This window comes from Acinetobacter sichuanensis (genome assembly GCF_003024515.2).
GTDB classification, from domain to species: Bacteria; Pseudomonadota; Gammaproteobacteria; order Pseudomonadales; family Moraxellaceae; genus Acinetobacter; species Acinetobacter sichuanensis.
The window spans coordinates 16,901-38,301 of the sequence record NZ_PYIX02000017.1 but is presented as its reverse complement, the minus strand read 5'-3'; the positions used below and the strand labels follow the sequence as shown (position 1 = coordinate 38,301).

Here is a 21,401-nt window from a genome sequence, read left to right as displayed (position 1 = left end):
CACAAATTAATGTAGTGCTATAAAAGTGAAAAATATACAGCGTTTGCTTTTAAGGTAAAGTTTTCCATAAATCTTTTGCTGCACCTTTTTTACTACGATCAGCCCCTATATGTGCATAAATTATTTCAGCAACCTTACGTAGCTCTGTATAGGATTCTACTGGCCAATCTTGCGATAATTCGATCATTTTCCGCAAATCCTGCCCTAAAGGGTTTCCTCCTAATCCACCACCTTTTGGTGATTTATTGACTTTTTCTCTAAGATCGTCAAGCAAGTTTTTGTATTCGGGTTGGGCCTCTTTTTTACTACTTTTAATAAAATCATTGATCTGATTTATAATTTGTTTATCAGCAGGTTTAAAATAGCCATACCCTGATGTTCCTTTAGCCCCCATACCCATTTGCTGTAACATATTTTCAAATAGATCTTTAGCAAATTTCACCCATTGTAGTTCACCTTCAATGGTAAAGTAAAAATGTCCTTGTATTGCGATCTGTTGATTCGGAATCGGAGATTCCATATCAAGTGCTTCATCTAACTGTCCAGCATAATATTTCTGATGATGAACCGTTACAATTTCAGATACAAAGGGGCTTTGTTTTGAACTATTCGCAAATGGAACCCACCAAGCATCATGCCAAATTAAATAACCTGCATTTTGTTGGGGTGCATCTTCATCTGTACCAAATAGAATATTTAAAATATCCTTCATGGCAGGATTAATTTGCGTTTTGCCCTTTTCATCTATACTCACTTTACCTTCAGCATCTTTTAATAAAAAAATGCTCTCGGCATAAGCACGTACTGCCCCTTTCACTGCAGAACCTGCAAGCATGGGCATACCATAAGTATGATGTGTGGTTGCACCTGTTTCTAAAGTGCCACCTGTAGATAGACCTGTAAATAAACGCCCATCCACTTGTGCAACTGTAGAAGAAAAATTAGGATTTTTTTCTACATCTGTATATGTGTGTTTTAGCCAACGATTAAACGCTAACAAATACAAATCAGATGCTTCAATTGATGTAATGAGATCAATTAAATCATGCTTATCTTTTTTTTCTGAGCTTTCCCACACTTGTAAGCCACGTTGCATTAATAAACCTGCATGGCCATCCGTTGCTTTTGGAACTAAAGGGGCAAGGCTATCTCGAATCAATCTAACCATGACTAGTCTCCTTACTCTTTTCTTTCTCTAATAATGCTTGGGTATAGCGTTTAAGCCATGAGGTTGCATCTAAAGATTTACGTGTAAGTAACTGGTATTGTGTAATATTAGATTCTCGAATTGCTTTATGAAACTCATCAATATTTTTATAGTCCAATAATGTAGAGATATGCTTTAACAATTGACGATGCTCATCTTTGTCTTTTGCCATTAAAAATCCAATGGCTTGAGCAAGCCCAGATTGCATAATCATGGTTGGAAAGTTTAAAGCTAATGTACGGTATTTGGCTTCAAACTTTGAATCCTTTGCAGCTTCTGGCAATTTTTTAGTTTGAATATCTTCGATTAAAGGATAAGCCAATTCAGCGTATTTATGGGTACGAATTTGCATAATGAATGACCTACCTTATTGTGCTTGCGGTTGTGTAATGAGTAAACGGCATAAACCACGACCAACCGTATGTTTACCACCAATTTGAATATTCAATTCTTCTTGTGGCAATAAAGCACTTAAGTCCGCAGCTTTTAAACCTGAGCGATCACGTGCATCTGCAACACCTAATACCCCCCAAAGCACTGTTTCAGCAGGTAAATTTTCTTCTGACCATAAAGCACCTTCTTTTACAATACGAGTATCACGATCAATACGAATACGAATACGGACTTCAGTTGCAGTATCAGCTAAGAATGAAAATAAATCGTCAGGCAGAATAACAAAGCGCTTATTCACTTCTTTACGCCACTCTTCTGCTTGCGCGACACCTTCAGGATAAAGATTTTGTGTAATCACATTTGCCCATTGCTGAATATTTTCATTATGATTAGCCTGAATATCTAAGTCTTCTAAGGCAATTTCAGAAGTACGACCAATAAAAAGTACACTACCTTCTACAACACCTGCTTGCTCTTTATCAAGCTGTGGAATTTTCAGGCTTAAACCTAAATCACGTTGGTATTGGCGTAAAATATAAGGACAGGTTGCATAAGCAATAGTACCTGAGAATGAACGGATCGGTAATAACAATAAATTTGCATCACCAAAAGCAATAGCACCTGCATGGCTATCTTCATTGGCATTATCTGGACCAAACAATGCTTTAATTTGTTCTTTATTTAATTGCTGTTGTGATTGTAATTCATCACGTAAAACACCTTTTAAACCTGAACCTGGCACGATAGGTAAATTAGTTGCTTTAGAACGCGCAATGGGTAAATCAACAACACCAACCCCTTGACCTGTTCCTACATGTAATGCTGATAAATTTTGTAAATGATAAATATGTGCTTGCATTTTTAAATCCTAAATTTTTCTAAAAAATGAATATGTATTACGCTTGATGAGACCATGCTGAGATGATGGCAACCCCAAAACCATCTCGTTGATCTTGCTCATGATCTGAAAAACTATATGTGCTTAAAATTTGTAAACTGCTCAAATCCATTTCATCTAATAATTCAAACCAATATACTGAACCAGCTCCGACTGCTTTCCGCATGGCTTTTGGTTTCCACAACAATGAATCCCAACCAGAAACAGGTAACCAACGATCAATTGCAACTGATTTTAATTTCACTCGAATAGATGTTTGCGGCAATGTCCCTTCTAAGCTTTCTGCATTGATCCATTCAGGCAAATAGCCTTGCGAAAAAATAGCAGGACTTAAAAAGTTTAAACTCAAGGCTTTGGCTTGATTAATTTCATCCACTAATGCTTGCGAAACCTGCTGTACATTTTGTAGATCTATTTCTTGAAAACGTGAAAGACGACGTTCTCCACCAAACGTTGCCAAGTCAGTATTTAAACTAAGTTCACTTTGTATAAGAAAGCCATAACGTTCATCAGACCAACCACCTTCATCTTTTCGGCGATGATCTAAATCTAGACTCGCAGTTTGGAAAAGTTTGCTTGCGATATTAGCTTGTGTATGAGAGTCAATCGCTACATGGGTACGAATATCAATCGGTAACTGGGCAAGACCTTCTGCTTGTACATCAGCAAAACGTAACGTTTTTCCTTGTTGCCAAGCTAAAAGGTGCTGTAAAGTCCAATAAGCAACCCCACTTTTTGGTTTACCTTTCAGTTGCGTCTGCATTTGTACAGGTAATAATCCCATTGGTAAATCTGAGCCAACATGCTCATCAAAAGCTTGTGGTGCTAATCTTACTAGTTCGGTTTCGCTGGTTTCTTTATTTTCAAAATAAAGTGCATTGGCTGGTTTTGTTACCAAAATATCAAATTGCTTATACTGATTATAGCGAACCAAAAAAGGGCCTTTTACAGGTACAGCTAATACCTTTTGATAAGCTTCATTTTGTACATCTGTTACACGCACTTCGGTAAAGTCGAGTTGTTTTTGTCCAATACCTAGTGCACGAACTAAACCTGCAGCAGCAGAAGGTAAAGGAAAAATCACATCTTGTGCTGATGCTTGCGAACCAAAGGGTTTACCTGAGCGAAAAACCAAAGGTGCAAGTGACTCAATTAAGTAACTATGATTGATCGTCATTTATTCTTTCCCTAAATCTTTTTGCAATTTTGCTGCAAACCAACGTGCCACAATTAATTCATCTGAAAGTTTGCCTAAATTAATTTTTTCTGCACGCCCCTTTAATGCTGTAATTGTATCTTCAGGCACTTTACCACCTGTAGCTAAACGCGTTTTTTTCAACATCCGTACCATTTCGGCTGTACGAATTTTTTTTAGTAAAATTTGATCAGAACTAATTAACTTCGTACTTAAATCTATGCTACGTGTGTCATAAGCTATTCGTGTTGGAATTTGCTTATCTACGTATAAATTAACCCATTGTTTAAAGGATTGGTGTGCATCTTGATCATTCCAAGGCAAGCGTAAATAGGTATCTGTACCTGAACGGACTGATAATAAAACAGCCAAGCTATTACGACGTTCATCAATTGGACAATGATCACCTTTTGCATGTTTTTCAGCTTTTGCTGCAAGTTCTCGAATCACACTTAAAGGTGTATTTACATGACATACAGCTAAACCTACAGATAGTGTTGGTTTTTTATCTACCCCCAACTGCGTTGCGATTTGCTTTAAAGCTTCAGCAAAAGATTCACTTAAATCTTTAGAACAGGCATAGGCTTGATGTAATGGCACAAAGCCTAAAACATCATCCCCTCCTGAATAAATACATTGCCCTTGGTATTTTCTCATCAAGGCTGGAACACTGCCTGCAAACTGTGATAAGGCTTCTGTAATCGCTTTATGCTCTGCTTTGTTTTTCGCTTGATCTAGCAACTCACCCATGCGGTCACCATCGGCAAGTAAAAGCACACCATAACTATATGGCTGTTTATATTCAGACCATAAAGGTCGTAAAGATTGGCGTAACTCACTCAATGCTTGTGCAATTTCAGATTCAAAGGCATATTCTTTAATCGCAGCTTCTAAACGGTAGTCATACAAATATTGAGCATCAAAGGCAAAGTTTTTATAAATACCCTGATTACCACGTACACGTGTTGCTATACCTAATTCAACCAATTTTTCATAGCTCGCAATCACATTTGCAAACTTTGGATGTTGCTTGGCTTGCTCTACCCAAGCATCTGCAGCAACACGAGTATATGGTGTGAATTGTTCTACTTGCTTTTCAAAACCTAAACGTTTCACCACACCCGCACAGTCTAGTTGCTCTGAAGTTGCTAAAGAAAGTTTTACCCGGGTTAAGTTACGTAGTTTCTTATCTTCTTGCACCACAGTTTCCCGTGTACCATCTAAAGATGATTTAGGTAACATGTGAGTAGCAATATAAGGATTGATTTGTGAGGCTTTAAAATCTCGTGTCGCTTTACGTGCAGCCAATGCATTTGCAGCTAAGGCAGTTGCTTTGGTATAGGCTTCATCCACAGTTAAATTTGGATCAATCAAAGCCCATGCTGTTTGTACTTCAACATAGTCGTCTAATTGTTGTTTCCAAACATCTAAACGTAAATCTTGATCCGATTTTAAAGCTTCTTTTGCATTCGTTGCTTCACGTTTAAAACGTGCAACAGTTGCATCTTTCGCCTGTTGAATAATATTTTTCAACTCATCTTTATGCTTTACAGTTAAAACAACCTGAATCTTATTGCCTACAGAAAAATCAGAATTTTCCTGTAGATACTCAAGATTACTAATATTTGGGAAAATTAGTTCAGCGCCTTGATCATGTAATGATGCAGCACAGGCTTTGGCTAATTCTGAAAGTAACCATGAACCACTCCATAAATCACGACTGCGACGTGCTGCAGCAATAAAGGTTTGTACTGGCCCTACTGAGAGTATGGCAACATATTGTTGTGTCATATTTTCAATCCTTTATTGTACAAAATATTTTAAAAAAGCTTGTAATGGGTTTTCTGCACCATTTTCATTTACAGGTCTTATTTTTTCTGCTGCTCTTTGTTGCCATATTGAGTATTGCTGACGATTCACGGTCACTTGCATATCCAAAATATGTTGATGTGGCAATAATAAAGCTATTGGAGCCCATTGCTTAACCTGGTTTTTTTCCGCACTAAATTGTGGGCGTAAAATAAGAGGACTTGCAAGTCGTTCACCTTGTGTTGGCTCAACCGTTGTGTTTAACACTTTTTCTTTTGGAAAATGTAAAAGCACAGGCAGACCAAATAGAGCTCTTGGAAAAATATTGCCTGCAGGATGCTCTGGCTGATGATTAGCATCATAACCACGGCCAACGATACGACGCATTGCATCCGGTTCTGGCCAACGGCTCCGACCCGGTCGATTTGGTTGATTTCCAATATTACGACCCATATTTGGCGCTTGTCTAAATGCCGATAGTTTTTCAATCGCGGTACGAAGTGCTTGTAAGGAATCAGAAGTTGCTTGTCGTTGAACTAATTGACAATTCGCCTGTTTCACATCATCTTTCGTTAATACATGGGTAATTTGTGGATAATCTTGACAAGCTGATACATGGATAGCCCCCATACCTTTACGAGTACGGAATCCAATCCCACCAAAGTTTGCCCACCACTGTAAGGTTTCAATCACTTGTTGTTTACGTACTTCATCTTTTTCTAACTGATGTGAAAAAGCAAAAGATAGCGTCCAAATGATACCTTTAATATCAAGTAGTTTATGCGGTTTTAGCTCAGGGTCAGTTTCATTGGCAGCAGGAAAAAGCACATATTGCAAACGTAAATCATCGTATAGTTTTAAATAATTTTTAAGCACTGCTTCTTTAGGTACATCTGAAACTTTCAAAAAGACCTGACTTGCTCGGCCACCATCGTCATCACCTTGCCCTCCCCACAATGCAAATTCAGCATTTTGGATACTTTTTAAATCCCCTTTAAAATCCCAGTTTTCATCTTTTTTATGTTTTGCAAGTAATCTCCACCAAAAGCGTAATTGTCCTCGAATACTACTCACACGGATTGGCATACTTAAATCTACAACAGATGATTTAACCCCTCCACCGTATAAAGGTGTGACCAATTCACAAGACATTGAGTGCCATTTAATAGCATAAATATCATCGATATCAGGTATATTCTGATTTGGTTTTCGTATAGCCATTCCATCCTCCTTATTTTATTTTTATTAATTCAACCATTTCTTTAATTGTTGTGTCATTTGTAAAATATTTTTCCCACAAATGACATGCACATTGTTTTCAGCAGCACGTGTTTTTGCTGAAGCTGGTAAATCATAAAGTGAAATAAAACATGCTAATGTATTTAAACCACCAATTTGTCCTAGCGCAGATAATTTATAAATTGCATCTGATGCAGAAGTCTTTTTGTTTTCCCAATTAACAGTTTTACATTCAATTAAAATCAGCTTTTGCAATAACATCGCCATAACATCAAGTTCTTGATATGTTTTTGCTGTACTACGTTGCGTACTTTTAGCAATTTCCACACTAAGATATAAATCACGAATTTTATCTACATTTTTTAATGCTTGTGCTGCCACAACTTCAAACCAAGCACCTGCTACAAAGCGTTGATCATCAACATGATCAAAAACTAATGTATGGTTCTTTAATTTGAACATTTGTGTTTCTTTCATTAAATGCTCTAGAAATGCTTCTTCCTCATAATCAAATTTAATTTTTGCTAAATCCTCTTTTGCTAATTTTTTCTCAGAGGCATGCGCATTTAATTTACTTATGAATGAGATATTTTTCTCATAATTTTTATTCAAATAATCTGTAATTAGTGCAACATACTCTAAATAATTATCTGGAACTTCTGATAAACGTTGTTTTTTTTCAACATTAAATTGATAAGCTTTTAAATAGCGCTCTAATTTCATATTTTGTTGATGATCTGAAATTCTTGTTTCATCATCTAACCAAATAATTTCACCCGTTGAATATTCCTGGTAAAAACAGCGATAACCATACCCTGCAAATATTTGAAAAGCCGCCAAAGCCATAAGCTTCGTACCACCTGTCAAATTTACAATAATTTCTGACTCAAAATATTCCTCAACAATTTTTTCAAATTGCTGAGATAATTGCTTAATACTTGTTTCATCAAGAATGTCTATCTGTTTAGCTAATAATCCAGTAGATTTGATTTCTTGAAAAAGGTGATTTCCTTCTTGGCGAAAACTTTCTGTTGTACCCACTAGAACCAAATCAGGGCGAATAATTGCCGATTGCAACGGTTGAAGATTGGCAGCGATCTGTTTAGATGCCATACAAAAAACTATTTTCATTTTTTACTCTCAAAATAATGTATTAAATTTTAAAATTATCAATAATTTGGATATTTTCAGATAACAAATCCAAATAAAATGGTTGACCACGTCCCTCTTGTTTAATTGCAATTTTTTCAGCCAACTCCAAACCTAAAGCCGTTTCCAAAGCTGTTTTTAGATGTGACTTTACACTTTCAAAAAACTTTTTATCTACAACTAAATCAGCATTTTTATTTTTCAATTCCTCATAATATGCACCAAACTCTGTTGTAAGTTTTTGTAGATAAGTTGCATCTTCATTAGATGCTTTTTTACTATTTGCATCAACTTTAGGTGCAATAATGCCTTGTAGACCTTTTTGACGTAAATCTGCAAACCAATGTAACATTGCAAATTCACGTGGTGCTAAATCATCAATAATAAATTTTTCATTTACCTTAACTTGATGGCCCGATAAATCGATGACCAATTTCACATCATTAAATGACTCATTAATTTTATGTACAACCTGGCTAAAACTATCATCGCCTTTTAATTGATGTTTTTCTTTTACTGCATCTTTTAAACGTACAAATGGAATTTGAGCCAACCAAACTTGTGCCTGTTTAGTATCCCATTCTTTACCTGAACGATCTGTCACATATGTACTCTGAGGTGTGGGATAGAAAAAATCTCGTGCTGTTTCAAACTTTTCCTCTACCAATACATGTGACATACGATCTTGCGCACGTCCATACAATGACAGTGCATAACCTGCATAAAATCCCATGGTTTTACGTCCACCTGCAATAGAAACATGTAAACACACGTTTTCATTTTCTGTAAACTCACGGATTTTTTCACAGATTGCATTGGCAGCAAATTCGTTATCTTCTGGTGTTTTTAAATCTGTCAATACTTGCTGATTTTCATTACAAATCACATGTAAAGATGATTCATCAAATTGCATATTTTGTAATTGCTGATAATCTGTTTTAAATTTTTTAAAAATACCATCTGCAAATAAACGCGATTTAATTTGAGTCAAACCATCTTGGGTACTTAACACATGAATTTCATCAGGAACCCATTGATCATCATTTTGGGGATCGCAAGCCAAAGCCCACACCGTTTCTGTGATAATCTGCGGTGTCATTCCCGTAACTAAAAGTAAAATATTTTTTGACATTATTATAAAGCTCTCTAAAGTTAATTTATATTATTGAAGAATCATACTTTTATCTAGTTTAGTTTGTACTAAAGTATAAATTTCTAGAACTAAATCTTCTGGACTTTGCTCAGCATCGACATATTGATAGCTCAAATTTTCAAAACCTAGTTCATTTTTAAGTTTAAAAAATTGCTCATATGCAAATTTTGCCTGTATTAAGCGCTCAATTTGCTCATCATATAAACCATATTGACGCTTTCGATTTGCCAAGCGATGTAAAGTGACTTCTATAGGTAAGTCGAGATAGATCACAAAATCTGGTATGGGTACACAATGCTCTTTCTTTTGCACATGATGAATATACTTCTGGATCTCTGTAGGCTGATCTGGCCAACGCGTCACAAAACTTGTCAACATGCTACGATCTCCTAATATAAATGAAGATGAGAAATTCGTGTGTTGAGCATGATAATTTGCTCGCGCTGTATATAAATCACTGATAAAGCCATCATCATTAGCATATTGCTGATATGCCTGTTCCCACCAAATATGTGTTGGCATTGCTTTCGTTGGGCTAAAAGTGGAAAAGCCTATACCATCTTGAACGAGCTTTAATTTCAATTGCTCTAATAGTGTTGATTTTCCAACACCTTTAGTACCTTCAATCGCAATATACATACTTATCCTCCTAGACCAGCTTGTTGACGACTTGAAAATAGTTTGACAACTTCTATGTCAAAGTGACGTGATCCGATTTGAACTTCTTCCGCTATATCACCGACATGTAAATGCATGACTTTTTCTGCCAATGGTGCGTTATATGCCAAATGTTTTTGGTTTAAATCAGTTTCATCAAAACCACGAATTTCCCAGACTTCTTCTTGCTCTGAGTCATCAGCTAAATCGTAACGACGTAAATGAACAATACTGCCAATTTCAACTTGTTGTGTATTACGGTTTAAATCCGAAATTTCTATAATTTTCAAAGACTCTAAGCGATCTGTTAACATTTTTAAGGTATGATTCAAGTTTGCTTCCAATTGTTGCATACGATTAAACTCAGGATTGTCATGCCAACCATCTCCCGACAGTTCAAATGCAACTTGTCGATGATCTCGCACTTGATCATATTCCTTTTCTTTTTCAGCAATTTTTGCTAATAAATTTTCATAACCCACTTGAGTCATCCACACATTGTTCATTGCTTCAATATTTGTATTCATGTCTATTCCTTAATGGCTTGTTGTATATTTTGCCTATTTACTTGCGCTAGATAACGAAACGTAAGCTTGCAAAATAGTTTTAAAAAAATGTAGGCAATGCTGAAGTTCCAATACACTTTTTGCATCTATCTCTTCTGATGAAACTTTTTGTTTTTTTAGTAAATGGCGCTGTTCAATGACTTTTTCGATATCCCAATCTGGACAGTTCAACAAACACACTGCCTTCAAAACCTGATGGGGTTGATAATTTGTTAAGTCATAGCCTTGTGTTAATAGCCAAACAGTGATCAGACGAAAAAGTTGATCATATTGATTGAGATAACAAGGATTACGTTGTTGAAGACGATTTAAACTCACAATTTCATCATCAATTCGCTGATTCATCTGAATTGGATGAACAGGAACAATACGTCCTATCTGGTGTAAATTAGATAGCAAATGTTTATGCAGCATGTGCATATTCCTCTTGTTGTAAATGGTGAATAAATTGTTGTAGTGACGCAGACAACTGCTGTGTCGAAATTTTTGGCGGTTGAATGTTGGGATCTATGCCATCATGTATAGGGATGAGGCGTGTTGTGCCTTGCTCTGTCGGTGCGCTGCACATCATGGTTGCAACGACTTGATGACCTGGATTTATAATGCGATGTAATTTACCTTTAGGCATGACATAGCTTTCACCTGCTGTATTCACTTGCACATGGTCAAGTGCTAAAGTCTGTACCCCTACATCCTTTTTAAAAGGCGCTTGTGTCTGAGTAGCAGCATGATATTCATACTCTTGGAACGGTTGACCTTGCGCTTGATCTTTCCAGATTTCACTGGTGAGTGCGCCCGTTAAAATTAACGATGAAAAACTCCAACGATGGTCATGGATATTTTCTTCACATGCTTGACCTGCAAACCAAATATGTAAGCGCAACTTATAACCACGATCCAACAACACCACTTTTAAGAAACCATTACCATGCTGATATGAACGAGCACTCACTGCTTGCAAGGTCGCTTGATCTGCTAAAATAGCCGTTAATAGTTCAATTAATTGCACTTGAGAAAAATGTGCAGATAACCAAGTAGAAAGTGCAGATGAAGCATCTGAATGAACAGCAAAATACTGATCAAGTTGAGCTTGGTATTGTGCTAATAGTGTTTGAGCTATACTTTTCATTATTTGCTTCACCTGTTGTTGTGTGGTGAAGCTATTTAATAATGAATTTTGTTTTTGATCAGATTTCGTAAGCTTATGATGAAACTTGAGTTTTTTTAGAACGCCTTCATTTTATTTTTAAAATAACTGCCCCTGAGCATTCATCAGATAAATGCCCATTGGTGCAATACAGCCGACTATTGTCGCGGTTTGCAAAGATGCACAACGATACAGACGTATATCATCATCAATATGAATGAGGCGTTGTAAGTTTTGACACAGTTTTAAATATTGTTGCTCATTCAAACACAAATAAAAGACTGAGTAATTAATCGCAATACCCAACATGGATAAGACTTGATGGATTTTTTTTAGCCGTTTGGGATGTCGAATATCATAACTACAAATCCAATGATGTAATTTTGCTGACATTGCTTAAGCCTGATCAATTGTTTTTGCCCAAAGTTGTGCATTTAAGCGTAAATATTTTTTCCAAATTTTGAATTTACGTTCCCACAAAGGATAGAAAATAGCGCGTCCTTCTTTATTCAATACACATGGATATTGCGAAGATGAACTAAAATGTTGTGGCATCAATTGTTCCGATAAAAATAGATATAAGACCCATTTTTCAATATCAGTGCGAATACGTTCAGTTAAATCACATGCCAAAGAGTAACGACCATGCACTGGCTCATGATAAAAGCCAAGCATTGGATCTATGGCATGTGCTGTTAATGCCCGTGTACATTCAGCATAGATCAAACTATAACTCAGTGATAACAGCACATTGATCGGGTCTAAAGGTGGACGTCTGTTGCGACCTCGAAACTTACACCACTCAGGTGCGATTAGAGTAATACTTGCAAAAATCACTTTTGCTGAAGCACCTTCTAAACCTCTTAATTGCTCCATGCTATTACATGCATTTAACATTTGAATCATATTTTTAATTCTGATTTTGAATTGTTCTGCATTTTGCTCATCTAACAAATTTTGCTTTTGCCAAAAATGAATCAACTTAAATTGCTGAACCGTATGTGAATACACCAATTGTTTGGCATAGCCTAAACGTCTTTCATCTTGATCTAAAATTTCAAACTGCTTTATTTTGCGGTGTACGATGCCACTTGATGGTGGAATATATTGGGCATGCTGCTCACACGAACGAGGATCTAAAATAATCACAGGAATTCCTCGACTAGAACATGCCAATAAAACATGACTGGTCAAATGCGTTTTGGCACTAATCACAATGGAAGATAAATAAGCAAAAGCAATAGACAAAGGGCGAGGTAAATGTGAACTATGTACTAAAATCCGCTCACGGTCGACTTCAAGTTGTGTATCTCTACGATCAATATATAATGTTTGCATCAGTCAAATCCTTTTTAGTTTTTCTCATTAGCCTATATATAAACAGTCACTACTGGGCATACGTTTTGCAGAGCCAAATAGCACAGATTGTGGATGATTTGGAAAAATTTTGATCATTAAAATTCGTCTAGATTGGTCATGACTGAGCACAGCCAACTGTTGGATTAATTGTTGTTTTTGGTCAAGTTCAAGACGGCATTCAAATACAGATTTTTGTCGATGAATACCATAGGCTGAAAGAATTCTAAAAATTGATGAGCGTAGTTTTGGGCAACTCACATCATACATACCGAGATAGCTTTGCATGTTTTTTACTCAAATTAACCTTTTAAATGACCATAACGCTTCTTTTACAAAAGAAATCATTTCACAAGCTTACGAACGCTATTTTTTGTTGAAATTTAATCAATCTATTGATTTATATACTTATAAGAAAAACTGTGAAATATTTACACATACAGCAACTTTGCTGATACATAATTTGAAATATTTGACCTGTGTAAGTTATTGCTTTACAAAAGGAAAAAATGAGGGTAGAGTCTGAAGACATACCCTGATTAATAAGGGATTAAGACCGTTTTATACCATTATAGATATAACCCGCATTGAGTCTGAAGACATACCCTGATTAATAAGGGATTAAGACGTATTAAATAATTTTGTATCATGTTTATATTCAGTCTGAAGACATACCCTGATTAATAAGGGATTAAGACAGATTTGACAATCCACCACGCTCGTAAATAGATGTCTGAAGACATACCCTGAGCCTTTCTGAGAAACATGTTTCGAAGTAGGCGCAAGATAAGGGATGAGCAACGATCAGAAAAACAACGTTTTTCCGTTGCGCAAGACGAAGGCTATGCCTGAGTAGAGCATTTGATGTAACGTGCTATGATTTGACATACCCTGAGCTTTTCTGAGGAATATATTCCGAAGTAAGCGCAAGATAAGGGATGAGCAACGACTAGAAAAACAACGTTTTTCCGTTGCGCAAGACGAAGGCTATGCCTGAGTAGAGCATCTGTTGTGACGTGATTTTTTACTTCCCCTGACTAATAAGGGATTAAGACTTTGTTTCATAGTTATCTCACTCTTTGAGTAAGTCTGAAGACATACCCTGAGCTTTTGAGTACAACTAAGGGAAAATCATATTGGTCATGGTTCATTGACATATTGATCCAGACGTTACATACAGAATTTTTACGCCTGTTTAACAGAACATCATTGTTCTATGCTGTTATAGTCGTGCTGAATATCTCTGCAAAATACCGATCATTTTATTTTGTATAAAGATCAGCAAGTAAATTTTAGCCAATTTAAATTTTTCTCAAATTTATAAATATTTTTTGCATAAAACCATGTTATATATAAATAAAATAATACACATTTGGACTCATTGTGAACGCACCTTCTATCTTTTTAAAACTTACAGACTTAGAACATCAATTACCTGACTTTTTAAATGCTTCACAGGCATACCACTTAGATAAAAGTTTAAATCCTCAAAATTTGATTGAAACTAAACAACACCTCACACAACTCAATATACAACCACAACACATCATCTTTGATGCTACAAGTCCAAGCTTGTTGTTATCTTCTGCATTTATGTTATATCCCAAAGCGCAATTTTTAATATACCAAACTGAAAAAGATGTACCCTATTGGTTAGATCTTCATACGCAGGAACACTACTATATTACTGATCATAACATTGCTCAAATAGATGACCAAAGTGACTCACAGATCCCAACAGCACAAGACTCTGATCTTAAAGAAACTCTACAACTCAACTCAGATGCAGATTTAAACGCTACTCTTGCCTCTACACAAAATGCTTCGCAAGAGCTTTTAACAGAATCAATTATTGAACCCTCTTCTGAGGCTTTAGACCAATTCGATGATGTAGCAGAAACTGATCTTGCCTTGCATCCTATTAAAACCATTCAAGCCTCTCATGCTAAATATGCACAAGACAGTGACCAACGTTTACTCCATGAAATTTTTAAACATTGTGCATGGGGATTAGACCAAAAAGACAATCAAAATAAAGTTGATGAATTGATGCAAGAGATCGCCCAGCGCAGCCTTATAAGTAAAGATTTAGTCAAACGAGCAGAAGTTAAACGTAAACAAGGCATTCGCGCAAAGCAATTAACAGATGAATTGAATAAAAACTTTAAAGCTTTAAATCAACAAGATTTTCAAATATGGTTTGATGAGGTTTTAGCAAGCAATACTGCCACTGCTATTCATAAGCATTTAAATCTACAATTTGAAAATAAACAAAATTGGCGTAACAAGCAAAAACAAAAAACCTATACAAATCATAGTCTAGTAATTTCCCCAACCATCAATAAACATCAAGCACACCCCAACAGTTTAAGACACCTAAGCCCTAGTAGCACATGGGATATTTTGATTGATGAAACGGGTACAGCACATGAAAATATCCAGCATCTAAATCATGCAGATAAAAACTTAGGGCGTTATGTGGCTTTAGCAATTCCACAAGGTGTTACACTTCCTGCACTTTCTGAAAAATTCCATGCCACTGAAGAAAAAGATAGTCAAGTTTTAGACCATGTGATTCAAACTATTTTGAACCATCCTGTGGGAGTGATTGGTATTTCAGCCAAAGATGATTTGGCTTACCGCTCTCCACGTTGGTTGAGTAATATTGAAGCGTTAATTAAATTGGTATTACGTTTATTACCATTAAGTAATGATCATATAAATACCGTTAATATTTTGATTGAAGAACGTGGCATTTTTACCAATGCGATTGATTTGCTGCCACTACAACAATTAATCAGTGCGCAGCTCGAAAGTTTGGATGAAGCACGCTATAAAGATTTAAAACTCACCCTTAAAATTATTGCTAAATCTGAGCATCCCTATAATGGCTATGTCGATGCCTTAGCCCATTGTTGGGGTGGTTCATCTGCACAAAAACGCTTAGCAAAAGCTAAATTTAAAGGGCATTGTTTCTTGTTGTCTGATAAATCAGTCATTGAACGTATTTATAGTACATTGAACGATAAAATCCCGCTTAAACCTCAAGATTGGTATCAAGCCATTTGTGCCGTCAGCCAAGAGCCTGAACAGAGTTTATTACATACTGCTTTAAACCAAATTGGGGAAATGTGCCAACACAACCAAGCCTTGTGGAAAAGTTATTTACAAGAAGTTAGTGATCAACTTGGGCAAAAAAATTATCAACCAAATATTTTAAGCTACACCTTAGGTTGGCTCAAAAATTATCAACCTGACCAAGCTAAATTTCCACCACATTTACATTTAGAATGGCTCACTGCACAACTCGCAAGTGACAATCACATGGGGCGTATGAATACCGATTTGATCGGTGAAGCTTTGTCATTCGGTGCGCAATTACATGATGAAGATGCGCCATTGGTTGCTCAACTGTATTTACGTATTGCGGTTGCTGCTACCAATACCTTTGAATTTGCACAAGCTAAAATACTTTTAGACCATGCCAAACAACCTATTGCAGTCATGGGACGCTTAAATTATGCCAAATGGTTGTCTAGCCAAGGGCAAATTGCTGCATTTACCCAAAACTATACTGAAGCAGAATATTATTTTAATGAGGCAATTACTGAGTTTAGAAAACTGTCCGACAGTGAACAGGCGGCTAAAAACATATTACAAACTCAAACTTATCAGCTAATTAATGCTATGGAGCAAGCAAATACTCATTTTTCTGAGCAGCACATTTTAACCGATTACTTTAAACAACTACTTGATAAAGTAGTAGTTAAATATGCAGGCAATACACAAGCCGCTTTTCAACATCATGTTTTAGTTCGTGCAATGGTATTTGATCAAAACCTCAATGATATAATCCAACAATATTTGGCGCTAAATGCCGATTGGCAAACTGAAGACAGCCATCCTTGGATGCTGATTAACTTTTGGCGTGCATGGTTACTATATCAAGATCAACAAGATGACCGTGCAACTGAACTGATGCAATGGGCATTACAGGGTAATGAAGAAAGTCAGAATGTGACTTTAAGATGGATTAAGCTCATTATAGCAACCGTTGCTCACCGTTTAAATCTGATTTCTAGTACAACGCTTGAAAACCAACAGGCAGAACTTTTAGAACTATTGCCTGAAGCACCACATCAGGCATGGCAATATTTATATCAAGCAGATTTACAACAACCTCAGCAATGGCTTGATGCGATTACTGCGTGTTTGCCTTTTAATTTCAAATAAAAATAAGCTACAACGGGTTTTATTATTTTATGCTACTGATCAGCAAAGTAATAAAACCCATCAAGTTAATGATTGATTCTTTACCCGAGATTGCAATTAATGTCACACTCCCCGATAAAACATTATGTTATTTTAGTTTCTGAACATAATATTGCCGAGTACCAAGCCTGCTTATCGTTTCAGCCTGAACATATCCATTTGATTATCACCACACGTATGCAAAAGGCAGCACAACGCTTACAAAAAACCTTAGAAAACAGCTCATTAAGCAGTAAAATTCATTTAATTCCCTCAGATCATCATTACCCTTTATCGGGTGAATCAGCTTTAGAAATTAGCAAATGGATTGAACATGTGTTTCAACCTTATACCCAACAGTGGCAAGCACAAGATTTTTGTGTTTTGAATATGACAGGTGCCACCAAAATATTGTCTACGCTATTGTTATATGCTTATCCTTGGCAAAAAATCCATTATCAACCTTTTTTACCACAACAAGCACAACTACAAGTAGAACAGTTGTATATACACCCGACCAATAACCATTTAGTGTTTTCTGAACGTACTGCACTCAATAGCGAAATTGATCTCTTAAATGCGCTACGTTTATATGCAGATCAGGTCAAATCACATACACCAAATCCTATTTTTCAGCGCCCAGAGAGTATTGATTTAGCATTACAGCGTTTTGAAGCACAAAAAGAAAATTCGGATCATCCTTTTACTGCCATTACACCTGTTTTACAACAACTGTGGTTTGTAGATAAACCGAATCAAAAAACTGTATTTAAATCATGGCAAGACTTTCAGTATGCTACCCCTACTCGACTGCATGAATTTTTTAAACAACTGTATCAACTTGATGAGAATGCAACAACTCTACGTTGTGACGAACAGGGGGTTGAGCTGCCTACAATACAGTATAAAAAAATGCAAAATTGGCGTAAATGGATTTCAGGTGATTGGTTTGAACAATTGATTTATCATTGGTTAATTCAGCAGGGGGTTGCACCACAACGTCTACGTCAAGGGGTACAGATTTCATCTGCCCAAGCGAGTGGCAACGAAACAGATATATTGTTACTTAAAAACAATCAATTACATTTTTTAGAAATAAAATCGGATATTTCCAAACAACAGTCTTTAAAAGAGTTTGAGGGGCAATTGCTTGCACAAAGCGACCAACTGGGTAAAGTCAACAAAGTATTGGTGGTCTCTGATAGTATTAAGCGCAGTAAAAGTACTGAACAATGGCTTGCTTTTGAAAATAATTGCCAAAGTAAACAGATTCGGATTATCGTTATAAGTAAAGCTGAAGATTTGGATGTTTTAATCTAGTCAAAACCCTAAGCAATGTAATGACACTTTTTGAGGGAAATTTATGCAAACTATTGATTTATATTCTTATAAGAAAAACTGTGAAACATCTTCACATACAGCAACTTTACTGATACATAGTTTGAAATATTTGACCTGTGTAAGTTATTGCTTTACAAAAGGAAAAAATGAGGGTAGAGTCTGAAGACATACCCTGATTAATAAGGGATTAAGACCTATATCTTTTTCAATATTCGCGGATGCTTTTACGTCTGAAGACATACCCTGATTAATAAGGGATTAAGACATAGTTAGTAGATCAGTTCCCTCATGTTCTATGTCTGAAGACATACCCTGATTAATAAGGGATTAAGACACCAAGATAATCCTAAAGCAGATACAGCGAGAGGTCTGAAGACATACCCTGATTAATAAGGGATTAAGACAAGTGCTATCATTCCTAATGCGACTTCTGTGTCGTCTGAAGACATACCCTGATTAATAAGGGATTAAGACTATAACCCGCATTGATGATATGATTGAAGGATAGGTCTGAAGACATACCCTGATTAATAAGGGATTAAGACGTAGAAAGGAATCCGTCGCTAACATGAATCAGTCTGAAGACATATCCTGAGCCTTTCTGAGAAACATGTTTCGAAGTAGGCGCAAGATAAGGGATGAGCAACGACTAGAAAAACAACGTTTTTCCGTTGCGCAAGACGAAGGCTATGCCTGAGTTGGGTATATGTTGTGAGATGGTCTTTTTGACTTCTTCTGACCAATAAAGAATAAACTTGGAAAACATCAAGCAATGTCTAATCCAAGTGCAAGACAAAGCTTATGCCTAGGTTAGATCAAAAATAAGTATAAAAAACATATACTAAAATTAAATAAAAAACCAAAACATAAGGTTTAGATATTTTCATAAGCTTGTGAATAAGTACATTATCACCTAAAAATATTACAGTTCATTCAACACAAAAACATTGGATGATACAACATGAACGCGATAATCAATTTTCAAAATCAGCTTGAAGAACAATTTTTAAATACTGTAGATGCTTCAAATTTTTCTCGTTTATATATGAGCCACGTTGATTTTTTTAAAGAAAACTTACTGGCAGGTTTTCAATATTATAAATTTTCAGAACGTACGGCACGTGCCCAAAACCCACTACAAAGCTTTGATGACTTAACTAGTTATATGGCTTTTTATGGTTTAGCGCACTATCAACGCATGCGTCATCTCTTGAATATGACACAACAACAATCACAATTTAGCCTAGACAATCCCGTCAAAGCGAATATTGTCGATTATGGTTGTGGTCAAGGAATTGCCACACTTGCTTTTATTGATCATTTACTTGAGTCAAAACATCATATTGCTGAATTAGATATTACTTTAATTGAGCCATCGCCTATTGCTTTACGCCGTGCGATCTATTGGATCGAGAAAAAAGCCAAAGCCGAAGATATTAAAATTAATATTACCGCGCATGCCTGCACCTTTGATGAATTAGCCCCTGACTTTTTAGCAAAAAATGCGCAAGGCTACCCATATATTCATTTTTTTAGTAATATTTTAGACATGTACCACCAAGGTAAAGTTAGCTTATATGCACTTAGCCAACAGATAAAGCAACGCGTTGGACAGCATTTTGTATTTGCTACAAGTCCAGACTTCTATTCAGGTAATATTGGTTTTGACAAATTACATCAGCTTTTGATGCCACGTAAAACCTATGTGAATCATGTCGAAGATATAAAAATTGATGAGTTTCGTTCATATTATCAAAATCCTCAAACACGCCCAGTGTCAATGCGTGCTTATGCTATTAAACTTTAAATAAGGAACACATCATGTTCAATGATTTATTTGCAGAAGTATCTCAGGGATTTGGCACAAAAAACTATACATCAACGGTACCGTCATTTGGACGTGGACATGAAATCGTGGTGCCGCATGGCAAACTGATTTATATCCCACAATTTATTGATCAAAAAATTGCTGACCGTACCTTAGATGTTTTTTTTGAAAATGATCAATATGCATGGAATGAAACCAATTGGCATAATGTAGAAAACATCAATGATCTTGTTTGGAAGAATATTGCATGGCATCAGGACACGATTAAAATGTATGGCAAAGAACATACTTTGCCCCGTGTTTCTGCTTGGTATGGTGATACAGGTAAAAGCTACAAATATTCAGGGATTTTACTGCACCCTAAGCCATGGAGCCCTGCATTGTTGTGGATGAGAGAACAACTACAAAAAGTTTCTGAACATCATTTTAATAGTGTATTGCTTAATTGGTACCGTAGTGGGCAAGATCATCTTTCTTGGCATACTGATGCTGAAAAAGAACTTGGCAAAAATCCGACTATTGCTTCATTAAATTTTGGGGAAGCACGTCGTTTTGTACTGCGTCGCAACGATGACCATAGTGATAAAATTGAGATTAGTTTAGGACATGGTGATTTACTGATCATGCAAGGTGAATTACAACATTATTGGCAACACAGCGTACCGAAGCAGGCAAAAATTAGTAAAGGAAGGCTCAATATGACATTTAGACAAATTCATTCACCCACAGAACTGTGAGAAATTTGGTATTTTCAGCGATACAGTGAACTCATTCATTTAAAATTTTGAGGAAAAAATGCATATTTCCCTATTTCATATCTTTTTTAAATGTAATTACAATTTTTCCACTAAAACTAGGCAATACTTTTATTTTTATACTTATAAGAAAAACTGTGAAACATCTTCACATACAGCAACTTTATTGATACATAATTTGAAATATTTGACCTGTGTAAGTTATTGCTTTACAAAAGGAAAAAATGAGGGTAGAGTCTGAAGACATACCCTGATTAATAAGGGATTAAGACCTCAAAGATAGTGTTATTGATTACTGGTCAAGGTCTGAAGACATACCCTGATTAATAAGGGATTAAGACTTACCTTGATGTTGTGTTTGATCGCGATAGAATCGGTCTGAAGACATACCCTGATTAATAAGGGATTAAGACTCCGTGTAGATTGATTGGTATCCACATGCAACTGTCTGAAGACA

19 protein-coding genes and 2 CRISPR repeat arrays (1 of these 21 cut by a window edge) are annotated in these 21,401 nt (G+C 36.0%); of the genes, 4 read left to right on the top strand and 15 right to left on the bottom strand.

Annotated features, from left to right (window positions below; genetic code table 11):
- Positions 1 to 49 precede the first annotated feature (49 nt).
- The 15 genes from cmr6 to cas2 (C9E89_RS11235) form a co-directional block, all read right to left on the bottom strand.
- Positions 50 to 1,168 (bottom strand): type III-B CRISPR module RAMP protein Cmr6, encoded by a 1,119-nt coding sequence (gene cmr6 / locus C9E89_RS11305; protein WP_107008457.1) that lies wholly within the window; start codon positions 1,166 to 1,168, stop codon positions 50 to 52.
- Positions 1,161 to 1,559: a type III-B CRISPR module-associated protein Cmr5 gene (cmr5, locus tag C9E89_RS11300; RefSeq protein ID WP_213069639.1), complete on the bottom strand. Its 399-nt coding sequence runs from the start codon at positions 1,557 to 1,559 to the stop codon at positions 1,161 to 1,163. Before cmr5 ends, cmr6 begins: the two co-directional genes overlap by 8 nt.
- A gap of 15 nt (positions 1,560 to 1,574) precedes the next feature.
- Entirely contained in the window at positions 1,575 to 2,459 is an 885-nt protein-coding gene (gene cmr4, locus C9E89_RS11295; RefSeq protein ID WP_107008455.1) for a type III-B CRISPR module RAMP protein Cmr4, read from the bottom strand.
- A gap of 37 nt (positions 2,460 to 2,496) precedes the next feature.
- Positions 2,497 to 3,675 carry a type III-B CRISPR module-associated Cmr3 family protein gene (locus tag C9E89_RS11290; protein ID WP_107008454.1) on the bottom strand — a complete coding sequence of 393 codons (1,179 nt, stop codon included), beginning with the start codon at positions 3,673 to 3,675 and terminating at the stop codon, positions 2,497 to 2,499.
- Complete coding sequence (gene cas10, locus C9E89_RS11285) at positions 3,676 to 5,484, bottom strand: type III-B CRISPR-associated protein Cas10/Cmr2 (protein WP_107008453.1); 1,809 nt, start codon at positions 5,482 to 5,484, stop codon at positions 3,676 to 3,678. It abuts the gene before it with no gap.
- 12 nt (positions 5,485 to 5,496) lie between these two features.
- The gene (cmr1, locus tag C9E89_RS11280; RefSeq protein ID WP_107008452.1) at positions 5,497 to 6,723 is read right to left on the bottom strand and encodes a type III-B CRISPR module RAMP protein Cmr1; all 1,227 of its coding nucleotides are present in this window, start codon (positions 6,721 to 6,723) and stop codon (positions 5,497 to 5,499) included.
- A gap of 24 nt (positions 6,724 to 6,747) precedes the next feature.
- Positions 6,748 to 7,872: a Card1-like endonuclease domain-containing protein gene (locus C9E89_RS11275; RefSeq protein ID WP_107008451.1), complete on the bottom strand. Its 1,125-nt coding sequence runs from the start codon at positions 7,870 to 7,872 to the stop codon at positions 6,748 to 6,750.
- Between the two features lie 22 nt (positions 7,873 to 7,894).
- Entirely contained in the window at positions 7,895 to 9,022 is a 1,128-nt protein-coding gene (csm6, locus tag C9E89_RS11270) for a CRISPR-associated ring nuclease Csm6 (RefSeq protein ID WP_213069638.1), read from the bottom strand.
- A gap of 30 nt (positions 9,023 to 9,052) precedes the next feature.
- Positions 9,053 to 9,682, bottom strand: coding sequence for a dTMP kinase (locus C9E89_RS11265; protein ID WP_107008449.1), 630 nt, complete (start codon positions 9,680 to 9,682; stop codon positions 9,053 to 9,055).
- A 2-nt stretch (positions 9,683 to 9,684) separates the two neighbouring features.
- Positions 9,685 to 10,227: a GreA/GreB family elongation factor gene (locus tag C9E89_RS11260; protein ID WP_107008448.1), complete on the bottom strand. Its 543-nt coding sequence runs from the start codon at positions 10,225 to 10,227 to the stop codon at positions 9,685 to 9,687.
- Positions 10,228 to 10,260: 33 nt separating this feature from the next.
- Positions 10,261 to 10,680: a hypothetical protein gene (locus C9E89_RS11255; protein ID WP_107008447.1), complete on the bottom strand. Its 420-nt coding sequence runs from the start codon at positions 10,678 to 10,680 to the stop codon at positions 10,261 to 10,263.
- Positions 10,670 to 11,395: a hypothetical protein gene (locus C9E89_RS11250; RefSeq protein ID WP_228199020.1), complete on the bottom strand. Its 726-nt coding sequence runs from the start codon at positions 11,393 to 11,395 to the stop codon at positions 10,670 to 10,672. The genes C9E89_RS11255 and C9E89_RS11250 overlap by 11 nt, the downstream gene beginning before the upstream one ends.
- Before the next feature lie 117 nt (positions 11,396 to 11,512).
- Positions 11,513 to 11,806 (bottom strand): CRISPR-associated endonuclease Cas2, encoded by a 294-nt coding sequence (gene cas2 / locus C9E89_RS11245; RefSeq protein WP_107008446.1) that lies wholly within the window; start codon positions 11,804 to 11,806, stop codon positions 11,513 to 11,515.
- 3 nt (positions 11,807 to 11,809) lie between these two features.
- A complete protein-coding gene (gene cas1, locus C9E89_RS11240) occupies positions 11,810 to 12,751 on the bottom strand; it encodes a CRISPR-associated endonuclease Cas1 (RefSeq protein WP_107008445.1) in 942 nt (313 codons plus the stop codon).
- 27 nt (positions 12,752 to 12,778) lie between these two features.
- Positions 12,779 to 13,057 (bottom strand): CRISPR-associated endonuclease Cas2, encoded by a 279-nt coding sequence (gene cas2 / locus C9E89_RS11235; protein WP_107008444.1) that lies wholly within the window; start codon positions 13,055 to 13,057, stop codon positions 12,779 to 12,781.
- Positions 13,058 to 14,152: 1,095 nt separating this feature from the next.
- Between cas2 (C9E89_RS11235) and C9E89_RS11230 the strand changes: the two genes are divergently transcribed.
- From C9E89_RS11230 to C9E89_RS11215, 4 genes are all read left to right on the top strand, one after another.
- Entirely contained in the window at positions 14,153 to 17,002 is a 2,850-nt protein-coding gene (locus C9E89_RS11230) for a hypothetical protein (RefSeq protein ID WP_107008443.1), read from the top strand.
- 99 nt (positions 17,003 to 17,101) lie between these two features.
- Positions 17,102 to 18,340 carry a PDDEXK family nuclease gene (locus tag C9E89_RS11225; RefSeq protein WP_107008442.1) on the top strand — a complete coding sequence of 413 codons (1,239 nt, stop codon included), beginning with the start codon at positions 17,102 to 17,104 and terminating at the stop codon, positions 18,338 to 18,340.
- A gap of 178 nt (positions 18,341 to 18,518) precedes the next feature.
- A CRISPR array of direct repeats spans positions 18,519 to 18,906; the repeat unit is 37 nt; unit sequence GTCTGAAGACATACCCTGATTAATAAGGGATTAAGAC.
- A gap of 416 nt (positions 18,907 to 19,322) precedes the next feature.
- Positions 19,323 to 20,168 (top strand): class I SAM-dependent methyltransferase, encoded by an 846-nt coding sequence (locus C9E89_RS11220; protein ID WP_107008441.1) that lies wholly within the window; start codon positions 19,323 to 19,325, stop codon positions 20,166 to 20,168.
- A 14-nt stretch (positions 20,169 to 20,182) separates the two neighbouring features.
- Positions 20,183 to 20,926, top strand: a complete 744-nt coding sequence (locus C9E89_RS11215) for an alpha-ketoglutarate-dependent dioxygenase AlkB family protein (protein ID WP_107008440.1) — start codon at positions 20,183 to 20,185, stop codon at positions 20,924 to 20,926.
- 253 nt (positions 20,927 to 21,179) lie between these two features.
- Positions 21,180 to 21,401: a CRISPR direct-repeat array (repeat unit 37 nt; unit sequence GTCTGAAGACATACCCTGATTAATAAGGGATTAAGAC) (it continues 302 nt past the right edge of the window).

Bases quoted from the DNA above. Each gene is read 5' to 3' on its own strand.
- cmr6 (WP_107008457.1), bottom strand. From the start codon at position 1,168: ATGGTTAGATTGATTCGAGATAGCCTTGCCCCTTTAGTTCCAAAAGCA.
- cmr5 (WP_213069639.1), bottom strand. From the start codon at position 1,559: ATGCAAATTCGTACCCATAAATACGCTGAATTGGCTTATCCTTTAATC.
- cmr4 (WP_107008455.1), bottom strand. From the start codon at position 2,459: ATGCAAGCACATATTTATCATTTACAAAATTTATCAGCATTACATGTA.
- C9E89_RS11290 (WP_107008454.1), bottom strand. From the start codon at position 3,675: ATGACGATCAATCATAGTTACTTAATTGAGTCACTTGCACCTTTGGTT.
- cas10 (WP_107008453.1), bottom strand. From the start codon at position 5,484: ATGACACAACAATATGTTGCCATACTCTCAGTAGGGCCAGTACAAACC.
- cmr1 (WP_107008452.1), bottom strand. From the start codon at position 6,723: ATGGCTATACGAAAACCAAATCAGAATATACCTGATATCGATGATATT.
- C9E89_RS11275 (WP_107008451.1), bottom strand. From the start codon at position 7,872: ATGAAAATAGTTTTTTGTATGGCATCTAAACAGATCGCTGCCAATCTT.
- csm6 (WP_213069638.1), bottom strand. From the start codon at position 9,022: ATGTCAAAAAATATTTTACTTTTAGTTACGGGAATGACACCGCAGATT.
- C9E89_RS11265 (WP_107008449.1), bottom strand. From the start codon at position 9,682: ATGTATATTGCGATTGAAGGTACTAAAGGTGTTGGAAAATCAACACTA.
- C9E89_RS11260 (WP_107008448.1), bottom strand. From the start codon at position 10,227: ATGAATACAAATATTGAAGCAATGAACAATGTGTGGATGACTCAAGTG.
- C9E89_RS11255 (WP_107008447.1), bottom strand. From the start codon at position 10,680: ATGCTGCATAAACATTTGCTATCTAATTTACACCAGATAGGACGTATT.
- C9E89_RS11250 (WP_228199020.1), bottom strand. From the start codon at position 11,395: ATGAAAAGTATAGCTCAAACACTATTAGCACAATACCAAGCTCAACTT.
- cas2 (WP_107008446.1), bottom strand. From the start codon at position 11,806: ATGTCAGCAAAATTACATCATTGGATTTGTAGTTATGATATTCGACAT.
- cas1 (WP_107008445.1), bottom strand. From the start codon at position 12,751: ATGCAAACATTATATATTGATCGTAGAGATACACAACTTGAAGTCGAC.
- cas2 (WP_107008444.1), bottom strand. From the start codon at position 13,057: ATGCAAAGCTATCTCGGTATGTATGATGTGAGTTGCCCAAAACTACGC.
- C9E89_RS11225 (WP_107008442.1), top strand. From the start codon at position 17,102: ATGTCACACTCCCCGATAAAACATTATGTTATTTTAGTTTCTGAACAT.
- C9E89_RS11220 (WP_107008441.1), top strand. From the start codon at position 19,323: ATGAACGCGATAATCAATTTTCAAAATCAGCTTGAAGAACAATTTTTA.
- C9E89_RS11215 (WP_107008440.1), top strand. From the start codon at position 20,183: ATGTTCAATGATTTATTTGCAGAAGTATCTCAGGGATTTGGCACAAAA.